This window comes from Streptosporangium sp. NPDC002607 (genome assembly GCF_053592655.1).
In genome coordinates, this window is record NZ_JBSFWD010000005.1 from 130,999 (window position 1) to 156,431 (window position 25,433).

At 70.5% G+C, this 25,433-nt stretch carries 24 protein-coding genes and 1 pseudogene; 14 read left to right on the top strand and 11 right to left on the bottom strand.

Annotated elements, in window-relative coordinates; translation table 11 throughout:
* Positions 1-43: 43 nt before the first annotated feature.
* Entirely contained in the window at positions 44-256 is a 213-nt protein-coding gene (locus ACWD3H_RS07825; protein ID WP_030904659.1) for a dodecin, read from the bottom strand.
* A gap of 75 nt (positions 257-331) precedes the next feature.
* Between ACWD3H_RS07825 and ACWD3H_RS07830 the strand changes: the two genes are divergently transcribed.
* Positions 332-643, top strand: coding sequence for a DUF3099 domain-containing protein (locus tag ACWD3H_RS07830; protein WP_350919120.1), 312 nt, complete (start codon positions 332-334; stop codon positions 641-643).
* A gap of 196 nt (positions 644-839) precedes the next feature.
* On the opposite strand, the gene ACWD3H_RS07835 is transcribed toward ACWD3H_RS07830, so the two are convergent.
* The 4 genes and pseudogenes from ACWD3H_RS07835 to ACWD3H_RS07850 form a co-directional block, all read right to left on the bottom strand.
* Positions 840-1,088: a DUF6457 domain-containing protein gene (locus ACWD3H_RS07835; protein ID WP_350919434.1), complete on the bottom strand. Its 249-nt coding sequence runs from the start codon at positions 1,086-1,088 to the stop codon at positions 840-842.
* Between the two features lie 9 nt (positions 1,089-1,097).
* A complete protein-coding gene (gene mobA / locus ACWD3H_RS07840) occupies positions 1,098-1,706 on the bottom strand; it encodes a molybdenum cofactor guanylyltransferase (RefSeq protein ID WP_451954447.1) in 609 nt (202 codons plus the stop codon).
* Positions 1,703-2,692, bottom strand: a complete 990-nt coding sequence (gene moaA, locus ACWD3H_RS07845) for a GTP 3',8-cyclase MoaA (RefSeq protein WP_451954448.1) — start codon at positions 2,690-2,692, stop codon at positions 1,703-1,705. Before moaA ends, mobA begins: the two co-directional genes overlap by 4 nt.
* 219 nt (positions 2,693-2,911) lie before the next feature.
* Positions 2,912-3,115, bottom strand: a pseudogene (locus tag ACWD3H_RS07850) (RtcB family protein); the annotation flags it as partial.
* A gap of 30 nt (positions 3,116-3,145) precedes the next feature.
* Between ACWD3H_RS07850 and ACWD3H_RS07855 the strand changes: the two are divergent.
* Entirely contained in the window at positions 3,146-4,336 is a 1,191-nt protein-coding gene (locus ACWD3H_RS07855; protein ID WP_355554025.1) for an RtcB family protein, read from the top strand.
* Positions 4,337-4,464: 128 nt separating this feature from the next.
* On the opposite strand, the gene ACWD3H_RS07860 is transcribed toward ACWD3H_RS07855, so the two are convergent.
* Complete coding sequence (locus tag ACWD3H_RS07860) at positions 4,465-5,448, bottom strand: BtrH N-terminal domain-containing protein (protein WP_451954449.1); 984 nt, start codon at positions 5,446-5,448, stop codon at positions 4,465-4,467.
* A gap of 619 nt (positions 5,449-6,067) precedes the next feature.
* Here ACWD3H_RS07860 and ACWD3H_RS07865 point away from each other — a divergent pair.
* Positions 6,068-7,672 (top strand): MFS transporter, encoded by a 1,605-nt coding sequence (locus tag ACWD3H_RS07865; RefSeq protein ID WP_451954450.1) that lies wholly within the window; start codon positions 6,068-6,070, stop codon positions 7,670-7,672.
* Positions 7,673-7,778: 106 nt separating this feature from the next.
* A complete protein-coding gene (locus tag ACWD3H_RS07870; RefSeq protein ID WP_451954537.1) occupies positions 7,779-8,660 on the top strand; it encodes an alpha/beta fold hydrolase in 882 nt (293 codons plus the stop codon).
* A 191-nt stretch (positions 8,661-8,851) separates the two neighbouring features.
* On the opposite strand, the gene ACWD3H_RS07875 is transcribed toward ACWD3H_RS07870, so the two are convergent.
* Positions 8,852-9,421, bottom strand: a complete 570-nt coding sequence (locus ACWD3H_RS07875) for a PadR family transcriptional regulator (RefSeq protein WP_451954451.1) — start codon at positions 9,419-9,421, stop codon at positions 8,852-8,854.
* A gap of 54 nt (positions 9,422-9,475) precedes the next feature.
* Here ACWD3H_RS07875 and ACWD3H_RS07880 point away from each other — a divergent pair, with 54 nt between their 5' ends.
* Positions 9,476-10,657, top strand: coding sequence for an FAD-dependent oxidoreductase (locus ACWD3H_RS07880; protein ID WP_451954452.1), 1,182 nt, complete (start codon positions 9,476-9,478; stop codon positions 10,655-10,657).
* Positions 10,658-10,677: 20 nt separating this feature from the next.
* On the opposite strand, the gene ACWD3H_RS07885 is transcribed toward ACWD3H_RS07880, so the two are convergent.
* A complete protein-coding gene (locus tag ACWD3H_RS07885; protein ID WP_451954453.1) occupies positions 10,678-11,547 on the bottom strand; it encodes a UbiA family prenyltransferase in 870 nt (289 codons plus the stop codon).
* A gap of 473 nt (positions 11,548-12,020) precedes the next feature.
* Here ACWD3H_RS07885 and ACWD3H_RS07890 point away from each other — a divergent pair, with 473 nt between their 5' ends.
* From ACWD3H_RS07890 to ACWD3H_RS07900, 3 genes are read left to right on the top strand one after another with little or no spacing between them, the layout of a single operon-like run.
* Positions 12,021-13,259: a type III polyketide synthase gene (locus ACWD3H_RS07890; protein WP_355554043.1), complete on the top strand. Its 1,239-nt coding sequence runs from the start codon at positions 12,021-12,023 to the stop codon at positions 13,257-13,259.
* Positions 13,260-13,266: 7 nt separating this feature from the next.
* A complete protein-coding gene (locus tag ACWD3H_RS07895) occupies positions 13,267-13,845 on the top strand; it encodes an isoprenylcysteine carboxyl methyltransferase family protein (protein ID WP_451954454.1) in 579 nt (192 codons plus the stop codon).
* Complete coding sequence (locus ACWD3H_RS07900) at positions 13,842-14,855, top strand: NAD(P)/FAD-dependent oxidoreductase (RefSeq protein ID WP_451954455.1); 1,014 nt, start codon at positions 13,842-13,844, stop codon at positions 14,853-14,855. Before ACWD3H_RS07895 ends, ACWD3H_RS07900 begins: the two co-directional genes overlap by 4 nt.
* A 137-nt stretch (positions 14,856-14,992) precedes the next feature.
* Here ACWD3H_RS07900 and ACWD3H_RS07905 read toward each other — a convergent pair whose 3' ends face one another.
* Positions 14,993-15,829, bottom strand: a complete 837-nt coding sequence (locus tag ACWD3H_RS07905; protein WP_451954456.1) for a hypothetical protein — start codon at positions 15,827-15,829, stop codon at positions 14,993-14,995.
* Between the two features lie 130 nt (positions 15,830-15,959).
* Positions 15,960-17,795 (bottom strand): AMP-dependent synthetase/ligase, encoded by a 1,836-nt coding sequence (locus tag ACWD3H_RS07910; RefSeq protein ID WP_451954457.1) that lies wholly within the window; start codon positions 17,793-17,795, stop codon positions 15,960-15,962.
* 180 nt (positions 17,796-17,975) lie between these two features.
* Here ACWD3H_RS07910 and ACWD3H_RS07915 point away from each other — a divergent pair, with 180 nt between their 5' ends.
* Positions 17,976-19,475: a peptide MFS transporter gene (locus ACWD3H_RS07915; RefSeq protein WP_451954458.1), complete on the top strand. Its 1,500-nt coding sequence runs from the start codon at positions 17,976-17,978 to the stop codon at positions 19,473-19,475.
* A gap of 38 nt (positions 19,476-19,513) precedes the next feature.
* Positions 19,514-20,125, top strand: coding sequence for a trimeric intracellular cation channel family protein (locus ACWD3H_RS07920; RefSeq protein WP_355554061.1), 612 nt, complete (start codon positions 19,514-19,516; stop codon positions 20,123-20,125).
* 17 nt (positions 20,126-20,142) lie between these two features.
* On the opposite strand, the gene yczR is transcribed toward ACWD3H_RS07920, so the two are convergent.
* Complete coding sequence (gene yczR, locus ACWD3H_RS07925) at positions 20,143-21,606, bottom strand: MocR-like transcription factor YczR (RefSeq protein ID WP_451954459.1); 1,464 nt, start codon at positions 21,604-21,606, stop codon at positions 20,143-20,145.
* A 48-nt stretch (positions 21,607-21,654) separates the two neighbouring features.
* Here yczR and yczE point away from each other — a divergent pair, with 48 nt between their 5' ends.
* The 4 genes from yczE (at position 21,655) to ACWD3H_RS07945 (ending at position 25,423) form a co-directional block, all read left to right on the top strand.
* Entirely contained in the window at positions 21,655-22,299 is a 645-nt protein-coding gene (yczE, locus tag ACWD3H_RS07930; RefSeq protein WP_355554067.1) for a membrane protein YczE, read from the top strand.
* Positions 22,300-22,308: 9 nt separating this feature from the next.
* Positions 22,309-24,069, top strand: a complete 1,761-nt coding sequence (locus ACWD3H_RS07935) for a glycoside hydrolase family 15 protein (RefSeq protein ID WP_451954460.1) — start codon at positions 22,309-22,311, stop codon at positions 24,067-24,069.
* Positions 24,070-24,231: 162 nt separating this feature from the next.
* Positions 24,232-24,486 (top strand): hypothetical protein, encoded by a 255-nt coding sequence (locus tag ACWD3H_RS07940; protein WP_451954461.1) that lies wholly within the window; start codon positions 24,232-24,234, stop codon positions 24,484-24,486.
* 103 nt (positions 24,487-24,589) lie between these two features.
* The gene (locus tag ACWD3H_RS07945; RefSeq protein WP_451954462.1) at positions 24,590-25,423 is read left to right on the top strand and encodes a nucleotide exchange factor GrpE; all 834 of its coding nucleotides are present in this window, start codon (positions 24,590-24,592) and stop codon (positions 25,421-25,423) included.
* Positions 25,424-25,433 lie beyond the last annotated feature (10 nt).

The window sequence follows — 25,433 nt, forward strand, 5'->3', positions numbered from 1 at the left end:
TGGCGAGGAGGGGGCCTCCACCGGGGGCCCGCCACGGGCGGGCTCAGTCGTCCTCCAGCCGGAATCCGACCTTCATCCCGACCTGGAAGTGCCCGACCTCCCCCTCCTCGATGTGCCCTCTGATCTCGGTCACCTCGAACCAGTCGAGGTGACGCAGGGTCCGGGAGGCGCGGCGGACTCCGTTACGCACGGCCGCCTCGATGCTCTCCCCCGAAGTGCCGACTATCTCGGTCACCCGGTACGTTCGATCTGTCATCTCATGCTTCTTCCCGGAAAGCGATGATTACATGACCGTTCGCCACCAGCCGATATGAGGCCTAGATTGGGAATCGTGAAGGGATGGCACAAGCGCCCGGTGGTTCATCAGGTGACGGATGCCCAGCCCTCCCTGAGTGCCGACATCGGCAAGCGCGAGAAGAGCTACTTCATCAAGATGGGGATCCGGCTGATCTGCCTGATCCTCGCCTTCACCGTGCCCGCTCCGCTACCCGTCCGACTACTGCTCTTCGCCGGTGCGATCTTTTTACCATACATTGCCGTGATCGGGGCCAACGCGCCGCCACGTGGGGTGACGGGAGCCCCTGACGTGGAAGATTCCGGACAGAGCGAGATTCCACGCCACCGACGCGAGATCGGGTCGTGACTAAGTCTTGACGCACTCTAAGGGTTGTAGGTGTACGCTTTAGCCAAGTGCCCTGGTCCCCCGTCGGGGCACTGGTGCCGGCGTTCCGGGCCCCCGTCGGAACGCCGATGAAGCGACGCCGGGTGGTTTGCCCCCGTAACCACCCGGCGTCGCCCTTTTCTTATGACTTTTACTTGTTCTCGCCTTTTCTCTGATGTTATTTCTCACCCTGTGTATCGGTTGTCTGCTCCCAGTTACGCGCCAGCGCGGTCAGCCTTTCCACGACATCCGGCGGCGCCGTGCCCGCCCCCAGCGCCACGCCGAGCAGATAGGCCGTCAGCGGCGCGGCCGGCCGGGCCACCCCGTGCGCGACCTCCTTTGTCAGGTCGAGCACCTCGTCACGATCGACTGTCGCGGGATCGATGCCCAACTCCCGGCAGACCAGCGCGGTCCACTCCGTCAGCACGTTCAACTCTCACTCCTTCTCAGCGGTAGCGCCCGCCTGGGCCCGCGCCCGCTGTAGATCGTCCATGGTGTCGCAATCGAACCACGGCCGCCCGGCGAGATGAAGCGTGACCGGGTCGAGCGGGGCCAGCAGCCCGTGCAGCGACCGTCCCTCGTAGCGGGCGAGCGCCCACGTCAGGCTCGCCGTATGCCAGACCCCGGCGAGCCACTGCTCGCGGCCACCGTCGTCGACGAGCACCGCTCCCGCCCGTGCCCCCTCCGCGTACGCCACCGTCCCCGCGCCTGCGCCTGCCGCGTCCAGCAGCGCGGACACGTGCTCGGCGGTCAGGAACGGAAGGTCGGCGGCGAGCAGCACCACCCACGGCGCGGTCACCTCGGCCAGCCCCGCCCGCAGCGCCGGAACGGGGCCGCCTCCGGGTGGATCCTCACGGCGGAAGATCGCGCCTGGCAGCCCGGGGCGGGGCGGCCCGACGACGACCAGCCTGCCGGCGCCGGGCACGGCGGCGGCCACCGACTCGACCAGCGGGCGGCCCGAGACGTGCAGGGCGGGCTTGTCCCGGCCGCCGAGCCGTCTCGCGAGACCGCCCGCCAGGACGCAGGCGTCGTGGCGGGCGGTCATCCGCCGATGGCGGACATCGGGCGGGACGGCTGCAGGAAGGTCGGGTCGTCGATGCCGTGACCGGCCTTCTTGATCCGGACCGCGGACCGCCAGCGCTCGACGATCTCGTCGTCGCTCGCCCCCGAGCGCATCGCGCTCCTCAGGTCGGACTCGTCGGTGGCGAACAGGCAGTTGCGGATCTGGCCGTCGGCGGTGAGCCGCACCCGATCGCACGCACCGCAGAACGGGCGGGTGACCGAGCCGATGACGCCGACCCTGGCCGGGCCGCCCTCGACGAGGAACAGTTCCGCAGGAGCGCTACCGCGTTCCACCGGGTCGGCGTCGGTCAGGTCGAAGGCGGCCTGGAGCCGGGCGAGGATCTCGTCGGCCGTGATCATGTTCTCCCGGCGCCAGCCGTGCTGGGCGTCCAGCGGCATCTGCTCGATGAACCGCAGCTCGTACCCCCGTTCCAGGCAGTAGCGCAGCAGCGGCACGGCCTCGTGGTCGTTGATCCCGCGCATCAGCACGGTGTTGACCTTGACGGGACGCAGGCCGGAGGCGTGGGCCGCCTCCAGGCCCTCAAGAACGTCGGCCAGCCGGTCACGGTGGGCGAGCTTCTTGAAGGTCTCGCGGTCGAGGGTGTCGAGGGAGACGTTGACCCGGTGCAGGCCGGCGGCGGCCAGGGCGGCGGCCATCCGGCCCAGCCCGATCCCGTTGGTGGTCAGCGAGACCTGCGGGGTGGGGCCGAGCGCGGTGGTGCGGGTCACGATGTCGACCAGTTCGCGGCGGAGCAGGGGCTCGCCCCCGGTGTAGCGGACCTCGGTGATGCCCAGCCGCTCCACCCCGATGGTGACCAACCGGACGATCTCGTCGACGGTCAGCAGTTCGGGTTTGGGCAACCATTCCAGGCCCTCGGGCGGCATGCAGTAGGAACAGCGCAGGTTACAGCGGTCCGTGAGGGACACCCGCAGATCGGTCGCCACACGACCGAACAAATCCTGCAACACGGGGCGCCACCTCCCAGTCGGTCACCTATTAAGCAGGGGGCCAGCCTATGGCCGGCCCCCCACTTGGCCCCAAACAGGCCTCGACCACTTCAACATCATCACGAGATGGTTGATTCCTTGGGAGATCGCCAGATCTGTCCGGACGATCCGGTCCCTGAGATCCCTGCGTCCTCATGTCCCTCGAAACGGCCCCGCACGCCCTGGTCGCAGACCGATCGCTCAGCCCTTGACGCAGACCGGCTGCCGCAGGTGCGCGACCACCTCGACCAGGTCGGTCTGCGCGGCCATGACCGACTGGATGTCCTTGTACGCGCCGGGGATCTCGTCGATCACCCCGGTGTCCTTGCGGCACTCGACGCCGGCGGTCTGCGCCTTGAAGTCCTCCAGGGTGAAGGTCTTCTTCACCTTGTTCCGGGTCATCCGCCCGAAAACCAGTGGGATATCACGTTGGACATGGGCAAGCTGGATCTCGCAACGAAGGAGATCACCATGCCGAACCAGCCCGCACCTAACCTGGTGTCGTGGGCCAGCGAGATCGACGAGGGTACGATCATGCAGGCCGCACGCGCCGCCCGCCTGCCAATCGTCTCCGGACACGTCGCTCTCATGCCCGACGCGCACATCGGTATCGGCGCGACGGTCGGATCGGTGATCCCCACCGAAGGGGCCATCATCCCGGCCGCCGTCGGCGTCGACATCGGCTGTGGCATGGTCGCGACCGAGACGACGCTCACCGCCGCCGACCTCCCGGACACCCTTGAGGCCCTGATGCCGCTGGTGGAGAAGCGGATCCCCGCCGGCGTCGGCAAGGGCCACGACGACCCGTCCATGGACCGCGCACTGAGCGATCTCGGCCGTCCGCACACCGACCTGACTCCTCAGCAGGAGAAGAAGGTGTCCCTGCAGTTCGGCACCCTCGGATCCGGCAACCACTTCGTCGAGGTCTGCCTCGACGAGCGTGACCGGGTCTGGACGGTGCTGCACTCGGGCTCGCGCGGCATCGGCAACCTGCTCGCGACCAAGCACATCGTCGACGCCAAGAAGACGATGAAGAAGCAGGCGATCGGCCTGGAGGACCCGGACCTGGCCTACCTGGTGCAGAACACGCCGGAGTTCACCGCCTACATCGAGGACATGCTGTGGTCGCAGCACTACGCCATGGCCTCACGTGCCCGGATGGACAAGGTGCTGAGCAACGCCCTGTTCCGGGTCGTCGGTAAGGGCCAGCGGCTCCGGACGATCAATTGCCATCACAACTTCACGCAGCAGGAGACGCACGACGGCAAGGACCTGTGGATCACCCGTAAGGGAGCCATCAAGGCCGACACCGGCGACGAGGGCGTGATCCCAGGCTCGATGGGGACGCGCTCATACATCGTGCGCGGGCTCGGTAACCCGATGTCGTACAACTCCTGCTCCCACGGAGCCGGCCGCAGGATGTCGCGCACCCGGGCGAAGCGTGAGCTGACGGCCGCGTCCCTGACCGAGGCGATGCGCGGCCGCACCTGGAACGCGAACCGCGCCGCCGCTCTGGTGGACGAGCACCCGCAGGCGTACAAATCGATCGACCAGGTGATGGCAGACCAGAAGGACCTGGTCGCGATCCAGCACACGCTGCGTCAGGTGTTCAATTACAAGGGCTGAACCTGCACCTTCTGCGCCCCGTCGCCGATCACAGGTGGCGGGGCGCTGCGTTTACCGACTTCTCAGCCGGCGCTCGGGGCACGTCAAGGTCTCCGGCAAAGCCGGGGCGGTTCGGCTTTCCCTTTGCGCTACAACTGACGCAGCACCTGCATGGCGTCCTTCTCGATGCGCGAAAGATCGTGGAGGATGACGCCGGCCTGCTCGAGGTACCCCACGTCGCCGCTCTCTCCAGCCTTCGCGATCAAGGTAGACACGTCCGTCCACAGGACGGCGGCATCGGCGTACAGCCTGTGACCGGCGCGGAGGTTGCCGTTGTCGATCAGCCGGGTGCACTCGTCGAGGAAGTCGCGATAGAGGGCGCGAAACAGGGCACCGCCGGTGCCGCCCTTCTCCATCAGGAGGGCGGCCTGCGGCAGGTCCTGCTGCGGCTCGCCGGCGCGTAGCAGCCATCTGGGCACCTGTTTGCCGGCCTTCTCGATGCCGCGGTGGCCCAGGTTCGCGATGGGAGCGGCGAGGAAGGCGTCGGCGCAGTCTTTGATGGCGGGGATGATCTGGTCCTGCCAGGAAAGCGGGTGAGCCGGCAGGGTGATGGTGAAGGATCGGTTCCTGGCGGTCATCGGGCCGCGTTCGGCCCGCGCCATGGCGAGGCCGGCCCGGCTGGTGCGCACCGCTCCTCCCTGCTGGTCGGTGTCCACAAGGTAGACGTCGTGCTCGTCGTAGCCGTACATGGCGACGACATGACCGCCGAAGTGCACCTTGGAGCGGAAATAGTCCAGGTGGTAGCAGTCGAGCTGGAGGCCGACCGGCCGACCGGCGTCGATGGGGGCGGCCACGTTCTCCCACGCCTTGCGCGGTGAGGTGGTCTCCTCGGCCGTTAACGTCAGCCTCAGCCTGGCGGCCAGGTTCCTGGTGAGGTCGAAAGGCTTGACGCGGCCTCCGAGAAAGGGGAACGCCATGCCCTTGCTGTCCCAATAGATGAAGGACAGGCCCGAACCCAGCCCGAACAGCATGGGCTCGGACAGTTCAAGTCCCTCATGCCGTAACAGCACCCCCAGCGCCGTCGTCTCGCAGTGGTGCATGCCACGGGCCTCGATGTCCTTCACGATGGTCATGCGTCGCTCTCCTCATGCTGACGCGGCGAACGGTCACGCCGTCCCCATCCCTGATGCCTTCATGATCAACTACTGGGGACCGCTGGGAGTAGCATGAGGCCTCCCACAGTGGGAGAGTCCAGCCGAGACCGGACTCACCCTCGACACTCCGGCAAACCCATGACCGACTCTACGAATTCAACCTGTGTAACAGCTGAACCGCTCGATCATCCATCATCAGAGCGTTCGACGTCGAAGACCCCCTCAAAGATGTACTCGTCCGGATCCTCTTTCGACTGGACGTATCTCTTCTCTCAAAGCGCTGAGGCGCATCGAACTCGGGATCCTCGCCTGGTTTGTCGGCCGCATAGCGGATGGGCCATCGCGAGACCCGCCGACCAGGCGCACTCGACTCTCCACCCGGTAGGAGGCCCGCTCTGCCCCGGCGCGGTCAGTGGCGACCGCCGAGCGGCATCCGGCCCGGCCGCCTCTCGCGAGGGTGGCCCCGCCGGGTGGTCACCGTGGATCGACGGTCAATCGGCCGCGGTTCGGATGTCGAGATCCCGGCGTCCGTTCCGACCCGGCTGTGAGAGGTGCCCTACGGGCGCCTGGACACGGGTAGGACCGAGGAGGGATCTTCATGCGAGAGGTGACGTCGGCCGGGCCCGGCCTTCGGGCGGGGTGGCGGGAGTGGACCGGGCTGGCTGTGCTGATTCTGCCCACCCTGCTGGTGGCTCTGGACATCGGCGTGCTGTTCCTGGCACTGCCGCAGCTGAGCGCCGAACTGGGGGCGACCGGTACCGAGCAGCTGTGGATCATGGATATCTACGGGTTCATGCTCGCCGGCTCCCTGATCACGATGGGTACCCTGGGCGACCGCGTCGGCCGGCGCAGGCTGCTGCTGATCGGAGCGGCCGCCTTCGGTGCCGCCTCCATACTGATCGCCTACTCGACCAGCGCCGAGATGCTGGTCGCCTCCCGGGCCCTGCTCGGCGTCGCGGGCGCCACGTTGTCGCCCTCGACGCTGGCGTTGATCAGCAACCTGTTTCGTGACGAGCGTCAGCGGAGCGTGGCCATCTCCCTCTGGGCGACCAGCCAGTTCGGCGGTGCCGCCCTCGGCCCGGTCGTCGGGGGGTTGATGCTGGAACACTTCTGGTGGGGGTCGGTGTTCCTGCTCGGCGTGCCGGTCATGTGCCTGCTGCTGGCGGTCGGGCCGATCCTGCTGCCCGAGTATCGCAACCCGGACACCGGCCGGCTCGACCTGCCCAGCGTCGCTCTCTCGCTGGGCGCCGTCCTGCCCGTCGTCTACGGCTTCAAGGAGTTGATCGCCGGCGACACCGACACACCGGCGGTGGCCGTCGGCGCCATCACGGTCGGCGTGGTCTTCGGAGCGGTGTTCGTTCGCCGGCAGTTCCGGCTGGAGGATCCGCTGTTGAATCTTTCCCTGTTCGCGCTGCCCTCCGTCCGCGCCGCTCTGCCGGCCCTGCTGGTCTCCGCCGGTGCTCTGGCCGGGACCAGCATGCTGACCACCCAGTACGTACAGAGCGTGGTCGGGCTCTCTCCCGGTGAGGCGGGGCTGTGGCAGGCTCCCACGGGGCTGGGCATCGCGGCGGGCACCCTGCTGGCTCCGCTGGCGCTGCGCCGGCTGAGGCCGGTCACCACCATGACGGCCGGGCTGGTGCTCTCGTCGATCGCACTCGCCGTGATCACCCAGGCGGACAGCTCCGGCTGGCTGGTCCCCGTGGTGGTGGCCATCGCGGTCACCGCCTTCGGGGTGGGACCGCTGTTCGTGCTCGGCACCGGCATGGTCGTCGGCTCCGCCCCGCCGGAGAAGGCCGGGTCGGCGGCGTCGTTGTCGGAGGCCGGCAACGTGCTCGGCTCCACGTTCGGCCTGGCCATGCTGGGTAGCGTCGGAGCCCTGGTCTACCGCCGCCTGATGGCCGATAGCGCTCTCGAGGGAATCCCGGCCGAAGCCGTCGACAGTGCCGGGGAGAACGTGGCCACCGCCATCGCCGTGGCCGATCGACTGCCGGCCGGAGCCGGCGGGGACCTGCTCGACGCCGCCGGTGAGGCCTTCACCGGCGCGATGAACGTGGCCGCCGGAATCGGCGCCGTCGTCTTCGCCGCTCTCGCCGTCCTCCTCGCCACCGCCCTGCGCCGGAAGGACGGCGCCCAGGCTCCGAGCGCGGCGGCACGGGAGGGTGTGGTCGCCGACGAGAAGTCCCCGGCCGAGCTGGCAGGGTGAGATCTCTTCCGAAGCCTTTCCGGCGGCATGTCGAGAACGCGCCCGCGGCGCCGACTGCGCTGTGCACACCGACCACGATTCTCAAGGAGACCCGAACGTGGAAGCCATGAAGACGGATGCCCTGAAGGTGCCGGGCGCGACCCTGCACTACGAGGTCCGCGGCGCGGGCCCCGTCCTGCTGCTGATCTGCGGCGGGGTCTACGACGCCGCCGGATACGCGGCCCTGGCCGGGCAGCTCGCCGACCGGTACACGGTGGTGAGCTATGACCGGCGCGGCAACTCGCGCAGCCCCCTGGACGGGCCGCCGGAGCAGCAGAGCATCGAGGTGCACGGCGACGACGCGCACCGGGTGCTGGCGGCGGTGGGCGTCGCGGCGGACGAGCCCGCCTACGTGTTCGGCAACAGCTCCGGCGCGATGATCGGCCTGGAGCTGGCCGCCCGCCACCCCGGGCAGGTGCGCGCCCTGGTCGCCCACGAGCCGCCGCTCTTCGAGATGCTGCCCGACCGCGACCACTGGCGCGACGTCATCCGGAACGTGCGGGACACCTTCGCCAAGGAGGGGGCCGAGGCCGCGGGGCAGGTCCTCACCGCCGGATTCGAGATGAACAGCGGGCCGGCGCGGGACGACGCGGCCGCCGACGAGCAGCAGCGCGTTCCGGGGGGCGGACAGGGGCCGCAGGGGGAACCCGAGCCGGAGATGCTGGAGATGATGGCGCGCCTGGCGAGGAACATGGAGTTCTTCATCGGCTACGAGGTGCCGCCGTTCGCCACGTACGTCCCCGACGTCGCCGCACTCCTGGCGTCCTCGGTGCGGGTGGTGGCGGCGGTGGGCGAGGCGTCGGAAGGCGAGCCCCCGTACCGGGGCGCCCTCGCCGTGGCCGAACAGCTGGGAATCGGGCACGTGGTGTTTCCCGGCGACCACGGCGGCTTCGGCGCCCGGCCCGTGGCGTTCGCCGCGAAACTTCACGAGGTGCTTTCGAACTCGTAGAACGGCGGCTTGGCTGGAAATCGCGCAGCCCCGCGTTCAGGGGCTGCGCACCGTCCTGGGTCGGCCGGCCGGATGAAGACCGGATCTCGGCGAGGAGCCGCCACCCGGAACCTTCCTGGCGGTCGTGGCACCGTCCCCGCGAACTCCTCCCGCATCGCGCGGGCGCCCCTCGGCGTTCACCGGACCCGGTGCTAGAGGCGGAAGTCCCAGTCGATCAGGCCCGCGCGCAGGTCGTCGGCGAGGCCTCGGACATAGTCGAGTTCGGCCTTGAGCACGGCCCGCTGGTACTCGGTCTCCACCAGGAAGAGGCGCGGGAGGAACTTCGCCCCCTCGGTCAGGTCGCGGCCCAACTCCGACAGTCGCGCCTCCAGGGAGATCAGGCGCTCGTCGAGCGCCGCACGGACCTCATCGGGCGGCAGCACGGGCATGAAGGCGAGTGCGGCGGGGAACTCCGGGAACTCGCGGGCCCGCGCGGAGAGCATCGTCCGCATCCACTGCCGCAGCGTGTCACGGCCCGCGTCGGTGGGCTCGTAGACGGTCCGCTCGGGCCGGTTCTCCTCGCGCGAGGTCTCACGGACCGCGATGAGCCCGTCGCGGAGCAGCCTGTCGATGCTCTGGTAGACGCTGTTGCGCTGCGCGACGTTGACGACGTCGTCCTTGTGCCGCTCCTTGATCATCCGCTGCATCTGGTACGCGTGCATCGGCGCCTCACAGACCAGCGAGAGCAGCGCCATGGCCAGGGGGGATCGCCTCGTAGACATGGTGCACATCGTAACGGCCTACCAAATAGTAGTTATTCTATGTATAGTCATCTTATGACTAAAAAAGCCCTGATAGTCGGCGGGGGCATCGCCGGCCCGGTGACAGCGATGGCCCTGCGGCGCGCCGGCATCGACAGCGAGGTTTTCGAGGCGTACGACCAAGGTTCCGATGGCGTGGGCGCCTTCCTCACGCTCGCGGTCAACGGGCTGGAGGCGCTACGCCCCCTCGACCTGCACGATCTCGTCAGCGACCTGGGCATGGACTCCTCGCGGATGCTGATGTTCAACGGGCGCGGCAGGCCACTCGCCTCCGTCTGGCAGCCCAGCCGGACGCTGAAGCGCGCCGATCTCTATCGGGTGCTGCGCGACGAGGCCGTACGGCGCGGCGTGCGGATCCACTACGGCAGGCGCCTCACCGACGCCTCGATCACCGCGGGCGGGGTGCGCGCGGTCTTCGCCGACGGCAGCGCGGCCGAAGGCGAGCTGCTGATCGGCGCCGACGGGCTCCACTCGCGGACCCGCACGATCATCGACGCCGGTGCGCCTCGCGCCCGGCACGTCGGTCTGCTGAACACCGGCGGTTTCGCGCACGGCGTCAAGGTGCCCGGCGAGCCGGGAACGAGCCACTTCATCTTCGGCAGAAGATGCTTTTTCGGCTACCTGATCCATCCGGACGGAGCGGTGTGGTGGTTCGCCAACCCGCCGAGCCCCGGGGAGCCGACTCCGGAGGAACTCGCGGCGATCACCCCGGCGCAGTGGCGCACCAGGCTGACAGAACTGTTCGGCGATGACAGCGGGCCGATGCTCGACATCATCGGCGCGACCGACCACATCATGGCCGGCTGGAACACCTACGACTTCCCGACCGTGCCGAAGTGGTTCAACGAGCGCATGGTGATCCTGGGCGACGCCGCGCACGCGACCTCGCCCTCCTCCGGCCAGGGGGCGTCCATGGCGATCGAGGACGCCGTGGTGCTGGCCAAGTGCCTGCGGGACGTCCCCGGCACCCGCGACGCGTTCGCCACCTTCGAGGCGGTGCGGCGCAAGCGGGTGGAGCGGATCGTGGAGCACGGCAGACTCAACGGGAGCGGCAAGGCGCAGGGAGCCGTCGGCGCCTTCTTCCGCGATCTCACACTACCGATGATCATGCGGCAGGTGGACAGGAGGAACGCGCTGGCCTGGATGTACGACTACCGGATCTCCTGGAACGAGCCGGCCTCCGCGACCTCCGGCTGAGAGGCACCCGGCCTGCGGGGTCAGGATGCGGTGATGGCGGTGCCGCGCGCGAGGAGCAGCAGGACGGCGACCGCGGCGACGGCGACCGCCACGGCGAAGGGAACGCGCGGCGAGGTTCGGCCCAGCGCCACCCCGCAGGCGGTGAAGGCTCCGGCCACCGCCAGCGCCGCCCAGCCCCCCGCGCCCGGCGACCCCGTGGGGCCGAAGACGAGCAGGGCGGTCGCGGCCAGCAGCGGCAGCGGGATCAGGACGCGGACGCGGGCGACACCGAGCCGCTGCGGCCAGCCCCGGACCCCACCGGCGAGGTCCGCGGGGATGTCGGGGAGCACGTTGGCCAGGTGCGCCCCGCAGCCGAGCAGCGCCGCGGCCAGGACCGCCCACCAGGCGGGCCACGGATGTCCCGGCAGGCCCAGGGTCACGAACCCGGGAAGCGAGCCGAAGCCCACCACGTACGGCAGCCAGGAGAGCGCGGTCGCCTTGAGTCCGAGGTCGTAGGCCCAGGCCGCGGCGACGCCGACGAGGTGGACCGCACCTGCCGCCGGCCCCGAGGCCAGGGAGAGCGGCACGCAGAGCGCCAGGGCCGCGATCGCGGCGACCCACACCGTGCGGACGTTCACCGCGCCACCGGCGACGGGCTTGCCGGTGCGGCCCGCGGCGGCGTCCCGCGCCGCGTCCACCGCGTCGTTGCACCAGCCGATCGAGAGTTGCCCGGTCAGCATCGCCGCGGCCACCAGGACGCACCCGGCCGCGTCGCGCCCGCTCAGCGCGGCCAGCGCGGTCACCAGGACGGTGACCGCCGCGCTCGGCCCGGGGTGGCAGGCCAGCAGCAGCCCCCGCGCGGCCCTGAGCACCGGCCCTGTCCCCGGGCACATCGGCCGGCTCGTCGTCACTGATCGATCGTAGGCCGAGGCGCCCAGGAAAGCGGGTACCGAACATCTCAAAAAAGCGGACATCGCTACAAGAAACAGACAGCGTTGCGAGGTGAAATGCCCCGAGGAACGGACAGCGAGGCTGTCGCGACGCATGCCGCAGATCCAGCTGGGCAAAAAGCAGATGTCCGCTGTTCACGAGCCGGGGGTCTGTCCTTTGACCTCCTCCCCACGGCTGAAGCCGGGGGATTCCAACCCGCACAGGTCGGATTTCCTGCTTCACCACCAGTCGCCCGCAGGAGGATTCCCCTTTGAGGTCTTACCCCGGCTCCACAGGCGTTTTTCCTCTCCGCCCGCCCGGCGGCGAGGGTGGTGCAGGTCATGCGTGCGGCGGCTTGGTCGTCGCCACCGTTCGAACATGTTGACCATGCGGCGCCGTACCGCGTTTCCTTCCCACGCCTAAAGGCGGGGGTCTCCACGCTGAAGGGATTTAGATGACGCGAATCATCGCTGTCCGCGGCGCGCTCCCACCGAACCGGCACTCCCAGGCAGAGATCACCGAGGCGTTCGCACGGGCGTGCCTGCCCGAAGGTGCCAGCCGCCGGCTGCTCGACCGGCTGCACACCTCCGCGCGGGTGGAGTCACGGCACCTGACGTTACCGCTCGAGCAGTACGCCAAGCTGGACGGCTTCGGTGCGGCCAACGACGCCTTCGTGGAGACGGCCGTGGAGCTGGGCACCGAGGCGCTGGGCGGCGCGCTGGAGGAGGCCGGGGTCCTCCCCGAGGACGTGGACATGATCCTCTTCACCTCGGTGACCGGCGTCGCGGCCCCCTCGGTGGACGCCAGGGTGGCCGGGCGGCTCGGGCTGCGCCCGGACGTCAAGCGGATCCCCATCTTCGGACTGGGCTGCGTCGCGGGGGCGGCCGGAATCGCCCGGCTCCACGACTACCTGCACGGCTGGCCCGAGCAGCTGGCGGTGCTGCTCTCGGTCGAGCTGTGCTCCCTCACCCTGCAGCGCGGTGACGCCTCCGTCGCCAACATGGTGGCGAGCGCCCTGTTCGGCGACGGGGCGACGGCCGTGGTGGCCTGCGGTGACGAGTGGCGCCCCCGGCGTACCGGCTCGCCCGCGACCTCCCGGGCCGGTGCGGTGAGTGGCGCGTCCGCGACGACGCGGCCCGCGGGACCCGCGGGGTCCTCTCCGGCGGCGGGCGCTCCCGCGGCCGCCTGGCCCGCGGGCCCCGCGGGCTCCTCCCCCTCCACCGGCGAGCCGGCCTCCCACCGGCCCTGCGGACGGGCGGCTCCGGCGGTGGTGGCCTCGCGCAGCCATCTGTATCCCGGCTCCGAGCACGTGATGGGCTGGCACGTCGGCGACACCGGCTTCCGCGTGCTGCTCGACGCGAGTGTCCCCGAGGTGGTGCGCACCTACCTGGCCGACGACGTGCACGACTTCCTCGCCGACCACGACCTGAGCAGCGAGGAGGTGACGGCGTGGGTCTGCCACCCGGGCGGCCCCAAGGTCCTGGAGGCGGTGGCCGAGACGCTGCGGCTTCCCGAGGACGCGCTGGACCTCACCTGGCGCTCGCTCGCCGCGATCGGAAACCTCTCCTCCTCCTCGGTCCTGCACGTCCTGCGGGACACGCTCGCCCTGCGGCCACCGCCGCCCGGCACTCCGGGGATGCTCCTGGCGATGGGGCCGGGCTTCTGCTCCGAACTCGTACTGCTGCGCTGGTAGGAGCCCGATGTCCTGGCATCTGTCGTCCTGGTACCTGCTCCTTGTGCTGCTCGTCGGCCTTGAGCGGATCGCCGAACTGATCGTCGCCCGCCGTAACGCGCGATGGAGCACGGCGCGCGGCGGGGTGACGTACGGGCGGGGCCACTACCCGTGGATGGTCGCCCTGCACACCGCTCTGCTGGCCGGATGCCTGCTGGAGGCGGGTCTGGCCGGCCGGCCCTTCGTGCCCGCGCTCGGCTGGCCGATGCTCGCCCTGGTGGTCGCCGCGCAGGGTCTGCGCTGGTGGTGCGTGATCTCGCTGGGCCCTCAGTGGAACACCCAGGTGATTGTGGTGCCGGGCCTGCCGCTGGTGGAGCGGGGGCCCTACCGGCTGCGCCTGCTCCGCCACCCCAACTACGTGGCGGTGGCCGTCGAGGGGGCGGCGTTGCCGCTGGTGTACGGCGCGTGGGTCACCGCGCTGACGTTCACGGTGCTCAACGCCGCGCTGATGAGGGTGCGGATCCGCTGTGAGGAGGACGCTCTGGCCTCGCTCACCACGGCGACACCGGACGGCGCACCGCCCGCCACCGGGCGGGCGCCGGCATGATCGACGTCCTGATCGCGGGCGGGGGGCCGGCCGGGCTGGCCACCGCCATTCACGCCGCCCTGGCCGGGATGGAGGCCGTCGTCGTCGAGCCCAGGGCCGTACCGGTGGACAAGGCGTGCGGCGAGGGGCTGATGCCCACCGGGGTCGCGGCCCTGCGGTCGCTGGGGGTGCGGGTCGAGGGCAGGCCGCTGCGCGGCATCCGCTACCTGGACGGCCGTCACGAGGCGGAGGCGGCGTTCCGCGACGGGTCTGGCCTGGGCGTACGGCGGACCACGCTGCACACCGCACTGTCCCTGCGGGCGCGGGAACTGGGCGTGCGGGTCGTTCCCGGCAAGGTGGACGGCGTGCGGCAGGACTGCCGTCTCGTCGAGGCGGCGGGACTGCGAGCCCGCTGGCTGGTGGCCGCGGACGGCCTGCACTCCCCGCTGCGCGCCCTGCTCGGACTGGAACTGCCCTGCCGCGGGCCGCGCAGGTACGGGCTTCGACGGCACTACCCGGTCGCGCCGTGGACGGACTTCGTCGAGGTCCACTGGGCGGCGGACGGCGAGGCGTACGTGACGCCGGTGGGCGAGAACCTGGTGGGCGTCGCCGTGCTGAGCTCTCGACGGCGCGGCTATCCGGAGCACCTGACGGACTTCCCCTCGCTCCTGGAGCGGCTGGAGGGACCGGCCGCCACCCCGGTGCGCGGGGCGGGGCCACTGCGCCAGCGGGTCCGCGCCCGGGTGGCGGGGCGAGTGCTGCTGGTCGGCGACGCGGCCGGCTACGTCGACGCGCTCACCGGGGAGGGGGTGTCGCTCGCGCTGACGTCCGCGCGGTTGCTGGTCGACTGCCTGAGGGCCGGTGTCCCCGGGGCGTACGAGGCCGCCTGGCTGCGGCTGTCGCGACGGCACCGGCTGCTCACCGGGGCGCTGGTGGGCAGCCGCCGTTACCGGGCGGCGGGGCGGCTGATCGTCCCGGCCGCCCGGCGGCTGCCCGCCCTGTTCGGCGCGGCGGTGCATGCCCTGGCCTGACCCGGCCACCGGGCTCCGCACCGCTCCGTTCCCGGACGGAGGTCACGGACGGAGGTCACGGACGGAGGTCACGGACGCGCGGCCGTCGGGGCGGCTCCCAGCACCTCCGGCGTCCCGGGGCGGCAGGTGACCTCACATCAGCGTGGCGAGACCTTGTGGATGACCCCCAGCCTGGGGGCGTAGTGCGTCGTGCCCTCGAACCTGAGCCGCCACTCACCGCCGGTACGCCCCGCCACCATCCTGGTGAAGCGTCCGTGGGAGTCGGTCGTGGCACCGGCCGCCTTCGTCCAGTCGGCGTCCTTACCGGCCCGGTGCATGATCTCGACGGGCTGGCCGGGGAAGGGGGCGTAGTCGAGGTGCCCCTGAGGGTCGACCCGGTTCAGCGCGCCCGTCACGCGCACCCCCGAGCCTCCTGGGGCCACCTGGACTCCGCCGAACCTGGTCAGACGCTTCAGCAGGAAGCCCGTATGTCCGGTGACCTCGGTGCCGTCCGCGCCCCTCGCGGTCACGGAGACGGTCCAGGGCCCGGCCGGATACCAGCGGCTCAGGCTCTTCTCCGGCGCGAACCGCCAGGTCTCCCACCCCTCCCACGGACGGAACCCGGTCATCCCCGCCGGGCCCGGGGCGAGGCGGGCGGACACGGTCGGGCCGGGTACGGGACCGGGCGCGAGGGCGGGGCCCCTGCCGGGACCGCCGCCCGGGCGGGACGCGGTGACGGGGAAGGACGTTCCCTTCGAAGCGGGGGTCGCACCCGGCTCGACCTTGATCGTCACCCCCTCGGGGCCGATGACGCCTCGGGCCACCACCTCTATCACCATGCGCACCGTGTCGGCGGGCCCGACCACGGGATTCGCGGGACGCAGGGTCACCGAGCGGATCGTCAGGTCCTCGGCCGCGGCCGCCGGAGCTCCTGCCGGTACCGGCAGGGCCACGGCCCCGGCCGCCAGGGATGCGAGAAGGACTCTCAACGTCATGACCAGGAGGCTAGGAGTCCGCCGGTAACAGGCAGGTAGAGGACACACGCCCCGTTGGGCAAAGCGGCGCCCGGCCGCCGGCGCCGGAGACCGAAGTCCGAATCCGGAGCCGGCGGGCGGCGGGCGGCGGTCAGTCCTCGTACATGCCGTCGATGATCTCGGCGTACTTGGCGTGGATGATACGACGCTTGAGCTTCAGGCTCGGGGTGAGCTCCGCGGTCTCGGCGGTCCACTCCACCGGCAGCAGGCTCCAGCGCTTGACCTGCTGGACCCGGGCCAGTTTCTCGTTGGCGACGGCGATGGCGCCCTCGACGGCCTTGAGGACGTCGGGGTGATCGGCGAGGTCCGCCAGGGTGGTGAACGTGATGCCGTTGGCCTGCGCCCAGCCGGGGGCCACCTCGCCGTCGAGGGTGAGGATCGCCACCGGGTAGGGCCTGCGGTCGCCGTAGGCGAGGGCCTGACCGATGAGCGGGTGCTCCTTGAGGTAGTTCTCGATGTTGGCCGGGGAGATGTTCTCGCCTCCCGCGGTGATGATGAGCTCCTTCTTGCGGTCGAGGATGCTGACGAAGCCGTCGGCGTCGATGGAGCCCACGTCACCGGTGTGCAGCCAGCCGTCGGCGTCGATCAGCTCGGCGGTGGCCTCCGACCGTCCCAGGTAGCCGCGGGTGTTGGCCGGGCTGCGGGTGATGATCTCACCGTCCTCGGCGATGCGGACCTCGACGCCGGGACCCGCCTGACCGACGGTGCCGAGCTTGAAGCTGTTGGGGGCGTTGGCGGTGAAGGCACCGGTCGTCTCGGTCATCCCGTACACGTCCAGGACCCGCAGGCCGAGACCGGCGAAGAAGCGCTGGACCTCCAGCGGCATGGGCGCGGCCGCGGTGGCGAGCCAGCCCGCGTTGTCGAAGCCGATCATCGACCGGATGATCGACAGCAGCGCCGCGTCGGCCTGCTCGTAGGCGGCCAGGACCTCGGGCGAGGGGGTACGCCCGTACTGGTTGGCCTCGATGTAGGCGAGCCCGGCGGCCATGGCGTTGCGCACGCCCTCCTGCTGCTCCTCGGGCTGGGTGGCCAGCAGTGCCTGCAGGCGGGCCATCATCTTCTCCCACACGCGCGGGACGCCGAAGAACAGCACCGGCTTGACCTGGCCGAGGGTCGCGCCGAGCTGGGCGAGGTCGGTGCAGAAGTGGGTGTGGGAGAGCTTGAAGAGCGGCAGGTAGAGGCTGAGCACCCGCTCGGCGATGTGCGCGTAGGTGAGGTAGGAGATCTGGGTGCCCTTGCTGGGCAGGTCGGCCATCCTGTCGGTGGCCACGACCTCGAAGAACACGTTGGAGTGGGTCAGCGGCACACCCTTGGGGTTGCCGGTGGTGCCCGAGGTGTACAGGACCGTGAGAACGTCGTCGGCGGTCACCGCCTGCCAGCGGGCGTCGACGGCGGCGGGGTCGGCCGCGAGCCGGTCGCGGCCGAGGGCCAGGAAGTCGTCCCAGGAGACGAACCGGTCACCGGCCGGGGCACCCTCCAGCACGATCACCTTGTGCAACTCGGGAAGGTCGTCAAGGACCGGCTCCCACCTGGCCAGTTCCGCCGGTCCGCCGAGCACCGCGATCTTCGCCTTGACGTCGCCGACGACGAAGGCCACCTGCTCGGGGGTGAAGGTCGAGTAGACCGAGCACGACACCGCGCCGGCGTGCACCGCGCCCAGGTCCGCCAGCACGTGCTCACTGCGGTTCACCATCATGAGCGCGACCGCCTCGCCGGGCTCCAGCCCGAGGGCGGCGAACCCGGCGGCGATCTCCAGAACTCGCTGCCGGGCCTCGGAGTAGGTCAGGGTGGACCAGCCCCCCTCGACCGGGTCGGAGTACGCCGGGGCGTCGGGGTCACTCTCGGCCGCCTCCCTCAGCTGATCGCAGACCGTCCGGCCCGCGATCTCCCTCTCGATGGCCGCCCGCTCCTCAAGGACACCGGTCATACAGAGCCTCCTGAAAGTGCTTACTTGCACGAGTGGCATGCATCGCACCACACGCCGTTCCTCCCGGACAAGACCCTGAAAGGGAGAAGAAACATCACAATGCACGGCTGCCTTCGGCATCCCGACAGGATGCGCACGTAGAGTTGTCACTTGATCACGCTGTGACATTCTGGGGGGCGCATGCCATCGGGGAGACGTGCCCGCGAGAAGACCTTCTTCGGGCACCCGCGCGGCCTGGCGACACTGTTCGGCACCGAGATATGGGAGCGCTTCAGCTGGTACGGCCTGCGGGCCATCCTCGCCACCTTCATGGCGGCCTCCCCCGCCATCGGCGGCCTGGGCCTGAGCCAGCAGACCGCCCAGGCGGTCGTCGGCATCTACGGCGCGCTCATCTATCTCGTCGCCCTGCCCGGCGGCTGGATCTCCGACCGGGTGCTCGGTGCCCGCAGGGCGGTGCTGTGGGGCGCCTCCATCATCATGTGCGGCCACATCAGCATGGCCATCCCCGTCGAGACCGGCGCCTTCGTCGCGCTCGGACTGCTCCTCATCATCGCCGGGACCGGGCTGATGAAGCCGAACATCTCCACGATGGTCGGCAAGCTCTACCCGCAAGACGACGACGCACGCAGGGACGCGGGGTTCTCGATCTTCTACATGAGCATCAACATAGGCGCCTTCATCGCCCCCCTCGTCGTCGGCTGGCTCGCCTCGGGCAACCGCTGGCACCTGGGCTTCGGCGCGGCGGCGGTCGGCATGGCCCTGGGCCTTGCCCAGTACGTGCTGGGCAGGCGGCACCTGAAGGGCGTGGGCGAGCGGCCGGGGCACCGGCTGACCCCGCGCGAGCGCAGGCACTTCGGCCTCGTGGCGGCCGTCGCCGCACTCGTGGCCTGCGGCGGCCTGGCCGTCTGGACGGCGTCGGGCACCTTCGACCTCGACACCTTCGCACTCGTGGTGACGCTGTTCATCGTGGCCGTGCCGGTGTTCTACTTCGGCTACATCCTGCTGGGCAGCCACAACCTGACCGATGACGAGCACTCCCGGATGAAGGCCTACATCTGGCTGTTCATCGCCGCCGCCATCTTCTGGATGATCTACGACCTGGCGCCGACCGTGCTGCTGTTCTTCGCCCAGAACAAGACGGACCTGTCACTGTTCGGCATCCGGATCACCCCGGCCACCACGCAGGCGTTCAACCCGCTGTTCATCATGATCTTCGTACCGGTCTTCGCGGCGCTCTGGGTCAGGCTGGGCAACCGGGTGACCGCTCCGCACAAGTTCTCGGCGGGACTGTTCATCAACGGCCTGAGCTTCATGATCATGGCCCTGGCCGCCAAGCTGGCCGAGAGCGGAAGGATCTCGGTCTGGTGGCTGGTGCTGGTCTATCTTGTCCAGGTCTTCGGTGAGTTGTCGCTGAGCCCGGTCGGCCTCTCGGTCACCACCAAGCTCGCCCCCGAGGCGTTCAAGAGCCAGATACTGGGACTGTGGTTCATCTCCATCTCGGTGGGCGATGCCGTGGGCGGGCAGACGGGGCGGCTGAAGAACCACATGTCGGAGCCCGCGTACTTCCTGACCCTCGCACTGATCGCCGTCGTGGCGTCGCTGGTGCTGCTCGCGTTCGCCGGCAGGCTCCATGCGATGATGCGCGAGCACCGGCTGCCGAGCACCGCCCCGCCCCCCTGACGGAAATCCCATATATCCGGTCATGGGATGATTTGTCGGTGAACAATGTGCTCGATCTCGTCGGGATCTTCGTCTTCGCTCTCTCCGGCGCCCTGGTGGGCGTGCGCAGGCGGCTCGACGTGGTGGGCATGGCCGTGCTGGCCGAGATGACCGCGCTGGGCGGCGGAATCGCCCGCGACCTGATCCTGAACGTGCGGCCCGCCGCCTTCTCCAGCATCGGCTACGTGGTCGTGCCGGTGCTGGCCACGGTGATCGTGTTCTTCTGGCACCCGCAGGTGGAGCGGGTGATGCCCGCGGTGAACGTGCTGGACGCCGCGGGCCTCGGGCTGTTCTGCGCGGTCGGCACCGAGAAGGCGATGTACTTCGGCCTCACCCCCCTGCACGCGGCCCTGCTCGGGATCATCACCGCGGTCGGCGGCGGCATCCTGCGTGACGTCCTCGCCGGGCAGATCCCCACCCTGCTGTACGACCGCCAGTTGTACGCGGTGCCCGCCACGCTCGGCTCGGCGGTCATGGCACTGCTCTACACCCTGAACCTGCACGGCTGGCCGGCCACGCTGTCCGCCGCCCTGCTGGCCTTCGGGCTGCGCATCGTGGCCATGCGGCTGAAACTGCGGGCCCCGCTGGCCAGGGGCGTCACCTCCGAGTAAGCCCTCCCGGGGCGGGCTCAGAGGGCGGGGGTGAGCGGCTCGGCGGGCCGGGTGCCGTACGCCCCCCTGAGCCTGGCCTCTGCGATGCGCCGCACCGCCTCGACGAGGACCCGGGGCGGCTGGGTGAAGGGCAGCCGCAGCCGCCCCTCCAGCGTGCCGTCCACGCCGAACCACTGCCCGGGGGCCAGCCGGACCCCCTGGCAGGCCGCGGCGTCGGCCAGCGGGGTGGCCGAAGGTTCCGGCAACCGCACCCAGAGCGAGCCGCCGCCCCTGGGCGGAACGAAGCTCCAGTCGGGCATCCGCGCCGCCAGCTCGGCCACCAGGGCGTCCCTGGAGGCGCCGAGGAGGCGGCCGCGCTCGGCCCTGGCCCCCTCGATGTCCTCGAACAACCTGGCCACCACCAGCTGTTCGAAGAGCGGGCTGGCGATGTCGATGGAGGCGCGGAGCACGGCAAGACGGCGGACCGTGGCGGCGGTGGTGCGGACCCAGCCGATGCGCAGCCCGCCCCACCACAGCTTGGACGCCGAGCCGATGGTGATCACCCTCCCGTCGGTGTCGAAGGCGGCCAGCGGCGCGGCCCGGGCCTCCTCGTCGAGCGCCAGCTCACACCAGCTCTCGTCGACCACCAGAACCGTGCCGTAGCGCCGCGCCGCGTCGGCCAGGGCCGCTCGCGCCGCGTCGTCCATCAGGTGTCCCGTCGGGTTCTGGAAGTCGGGGATCACGTACGCGAGGCGGGCGGCCGACTGGCGCATCGCGCAGGTCAGCAGGTCCAGGTGGCGCCAGCCCTCGTCGGGGATGCCGACTCCGACGATCCTGGCACCGCGCATCCTGGCCAGGTCGATGGCGTGCGGGTAGGTGGGCGACTCCAGCAGCACCGGGTCCCCGCGCGAGAGCAGCATCGTGGTCACCAGGTGGATGGCCTGCTGGGCTCCGGTGGTCACCAGGATCTGCTCCGGCCGGGTGGCCACCCCCCGCGCGCTGTAGCGGGCGGCGATCGCCTGGCGCAGCGGGGCGATCCCGAGCGGGTCGTAGCCCGTCCCGAGCGTGTAGCGGGGATACTGGCCGGTGACGGCGGCGATCGCCTCGGGCAGTGTCGAGATCGCGCTCGGGGCCGCGGTGTGCATCGGCAGCAGCCCGTCGTCCTCGGCGGCGATCCACGGGTTGTCCGCGCCCAGCGAGCCCGCGTCGGGCAGCGCCGTCCAGCTCCCCGCCCCCTGCCTGCTCTCCAGGTACCCCTGCTCGCGAAGGAGGTCGTAGGCCGCGGTCACGGTGGTGCGGCTGACGCCCAGCGCCTCGGCGAGATGGCGCTCGGCGGGCATCCGTACCCGCACCGGCAGCCGCCCGTCGAGGACCAGCGACCGCACGCCCTGGGCCAGCACCCGGTAGTACGGCCTGGCGCCGGGGGCGATCGCCAGGAGACGGGCGAGCTGGGGGCCACTGAGATACCGGTCCACACCGACCACCATAAGGCCACTTTTCATGATTGGCCCTTTTATCCGGAGGCGGCGGCCTGAACGATTTGGGCCATCATGAGCGAACTCTCCCTGCCCACCCCCGGCTCCCTTCCCAACCGGCTCACCCGCCTGTACGCGGGCCTGGCTCTCTACGGCGTCGGCGTCGGCCTGCAGATCGAGTCCCAGCTGGGCAACAGCCCCTGGGACGTGTTCCACCAGGGGCTCTCCATCCACCTGGGCCTGTCGGTCGGCACCTGGATCATCATCGTGGGCGCCCTGGTCATGCTGCTGTGGATCCCGCTGCGGCAGAAGCCGGGGCTGGGCACCCTCAGCAACGTCGTCCTGCTCGGACTGTTCGCCGACGCGGTCATATGGCTGGCCCCGACCCCGGACGCGCTCGCCGCGCGCTGGGCGTACCTGCTGCTCGGCGTCGTCGCCACCGCCGCGGCCACCGGCCTCTACATCGGCGCCGGTCTCGGCCCCGGACCGCGCGACGGCCTGATGACCGGCCTGAACCGCCTGGGCCTGTCCATCCGCTCGGCCCGCACCGTCATCGAGGTCACCGTACTGGCCGCGGGCTGGCTGCTCGGCGGGACCGTGGGGGTGGGAACGCTGGTGTTCGCCCTCGCCATCGGGCCGCTGACCCAGTTCTTCATGCCGCGGACCCGTCCGGGAGCGCGGTTGCGCTCCAGCCCCCCGGGGAGCGCGCCGAAGCGTTAGCTTCAAGGCATGTGGATCGAGGACTACGCTCTCATCGGCGACATGCAGTCAGCGGCCCTGATCGGCAGGGACGGCTCCATCGACTGGCTCTGCCTGCCGCGCTTCGACTCGCCCTCGTGCTTCGCGGCACTGCTCGGCAACGCCGGGAACGGCCAGTGGTGGATCGGCCCCGCGGACGCCGGGCGGCCCCACGCCACCCGGCGCCGCTACCGGGGCGAGACCCTCATCCTGGAGAGCGAGTGGGACACCCCCGGCGGCACGGTCCGGGTGACCGACTACATGCCCACCCGGCACACCAACCCCGACCTGGTGAGGATCGTGGAGGGCGTGTCGGGGACGGTGGAGATGGCCACCGAGATCCGCATCCGCTTCGACTACGGCCGGATCGTGCCCTGGGTGCGCCGCAGCGACGGCCTGCTGCAGGCCGTCGGCGGACCCGACTCCGTGTGGCTGCACTCCCCCGTCCCGCTCCAGGGCGGTGACTACGCCCACAAGGCGAGGTTCGAGGTCTCCGAGGGCGACAGCATGGCGTTCATCTTCACCTGGCACCCCTCGCACGAGCCCAGGCCCGAGGAGATCGACCCGTACGAGCAGCTGACCGCGACCGAGGAGCTGTGGGCCGAGTGGGTCGAGCGGTGCGGCTACCAGGGCCCGTGGCGCGAGGCCGTGGTCCGCTCGCTCATCACGCTCAAGGCGCTCACCTACGCCCCCACCGGCGGCATCGTCGCCGCCCCCACCACCTCACTGCCCGAGGACCTCGGCGGCGTGCGCAACTGGGACTACCGCTACTGCTGGCTGCGCGACGCCACCATGACCCTGGACGCCCTCATCGGCTCCGGCTACCTGGACGAGGCCCGCGCGTGGCGGTCCTGGCTGCTGCGGGCCATCGCGGGCCGCGGTCAGGACCTGCAGATCATGTACGGCGTCGCCGGGGAGCGCCGGCTCACCGAGCTTGAGCTCGACTGGCTGCCCGGCTACGAGGACTCCCGGCCGGTCAGGATCGGCAACGGCGCGGTCGACCAGCTCCAGCTGGACGTCTACGGCGAGGTCCTGAACTCCCTGTACCTGTCTCGCGTCTCGGGCCTGGAGTCCGACCATCGGGCCTGGACCATCCAGTTCGAGCTGATCTCCTATGTCGAGGAGCACTGGGACGAGCCGGACGAGGGGCTGTGGGAGGTCCGCGGCCCACGCCGGCACTTCGTGCACTCCAAGGTCATGTGCTGGGTCGCACTCGACCGGGCCGTCAAGCACATGGAGACCTTCGGCAAGCCCGGCCCGCTGGCGCGCTGGAGGGAACTGCGCGACCGCGTCCACGCCGAGGTCTGCGACAAGGGCTTCGATCCGGTACGCGGCACCTTCACCCAGTCCTACGGCTCGAACGAGCTGGACGCGGCCCTGCTGCTGATCCCGATCGTCGGCTTCCTGCCGCCGGAGGACCCGCGTGTGATCGGGACGGTGGAGGCGATCCAGCGCGAGCTGATGGTCGACGGCTTCGTGCTGCGCTACCCGGTCTCGGCCGACAACGAGGTGGACGGCCTGCCCGGCGGCGAGGGGGCGTTCCTGGCGTGCAGCTTCTGGCTGGCCGAGGTCCTGGCGATGATCGGCCGCAAGGACGAGGCGGTCGAGCTGTTCGAGCACCTACTGTCGCTCCGCAACGACGTCGGCCTGCTCGCCGAGGAGTACGACCCCCGCTACGGCCGGATGGTCGGCAACTTCCCACAGGCCTTCAGCCACGTGCCGCTGATCCACACCGCCCGCGCGCTCAGCTGAGGCGGCGGCACCCGGCTGACCGTTTTATGCCCTTTAATCCCTATAGAGCGGCCAAGCCGACAGATTTCTTAAAAATCATCAAGAAATCTGGGATTCGGCTGCAACAATCCGGTGCGAGCGTGACTCTCATCCGCTGTAACACCACCGGAAAGGAACGAACCAATGAGCGATTTCGACGTGACCACCACGGACCTGGTCGACTACGACGGCGACGGGGGAACCGACGCCCAGCTGATCGACACCGACGGTGACGGCATCGCCGACGAGGAGCGCTACGACACCGACGGCGACGGCGTCACCGATGTCGTCTACATCGACCACGACGGCGACGGCTACATCGACGAGACCCGGGTCGACCTGAACGGCGACGGGGTCGCCGACTACACCGAGTACTCGGGTCCCTTCCCGACCGCCTGACGGAAAGAACCGGCGTGAGCCCGCGTGACCTCACCGGGAGGGGGACTCGGATCCGGGTCACGAGGGCCGCCGACGAGAAAGGCGATCGATGAGGAACCGACGTGTGTTCCTTCCCCTGCTGTTGCTGGCCTGGCCGGCACTGACCGGCTGCGGCGCGGTGGCGGGACTCCGAGGGGAGACCGTCGGCACGCCCGCGGCATCCCTGCGAGGCGACGGTGTCGGCTCCCTGCGCCCCGGAGAGGCGGGATCCGTCACGGTGGGAACGCCGATCGGGTTCCTCCCGCTGCCCCTGGTGCTCGCGGTTGCGGCGGGCACCCTGGCCGCGGCGGCCGCGGGCCTGTATCTGTGGCACCGCAACCGCCGCCCCGCCCAGGCACCCGTGCCGGGCACCTGGCAGGCGGCCTCGTACGAGACACCGTGGCAGGGGACGCAGCCGCAGGGGACGCCGCCGTTCCCCGCGGGCCAGGCGGGCCCGGTGCCGGACCGACCCACCACCGACCCACCCGCCGACCCACCCGCCGGCCCGTCGGACGACCCGCTGTCCGAGGCACTGGCCCAGGTCTCCGGGAGCGGGATCAGCCCGGCGCTCACCCAGCAGGTGGAGAGGCTCTTCTCCGAGGGCCACCCCGGCCGTGAGGCCCTGGTCGGGGCCTGCGTGGGCTACCGGGACCAGCTCGCGGAACGCCACCCCCGGCTGGCCGGGACACTGCTGGAGGCGCTGAACCGGGCCGGCGTCCAGGAGATCGTCGCGGACGGGCAGCGCTTCGACCCGCGCCTGCACGAGGCGTTCGGCACCGCGCCGGCCGGCAGCCCCGAACTGCACGACATCGTCGCCGAGACCGTCAGGCGAGGGTACGCCGACGGCGGGCACGTGATCCGCGTACCGCAGGTCGTCGTCTACCGCCACGTCTCACCGGGCTCCGGGGCGGAGCGGTGAGCGGCTCGGC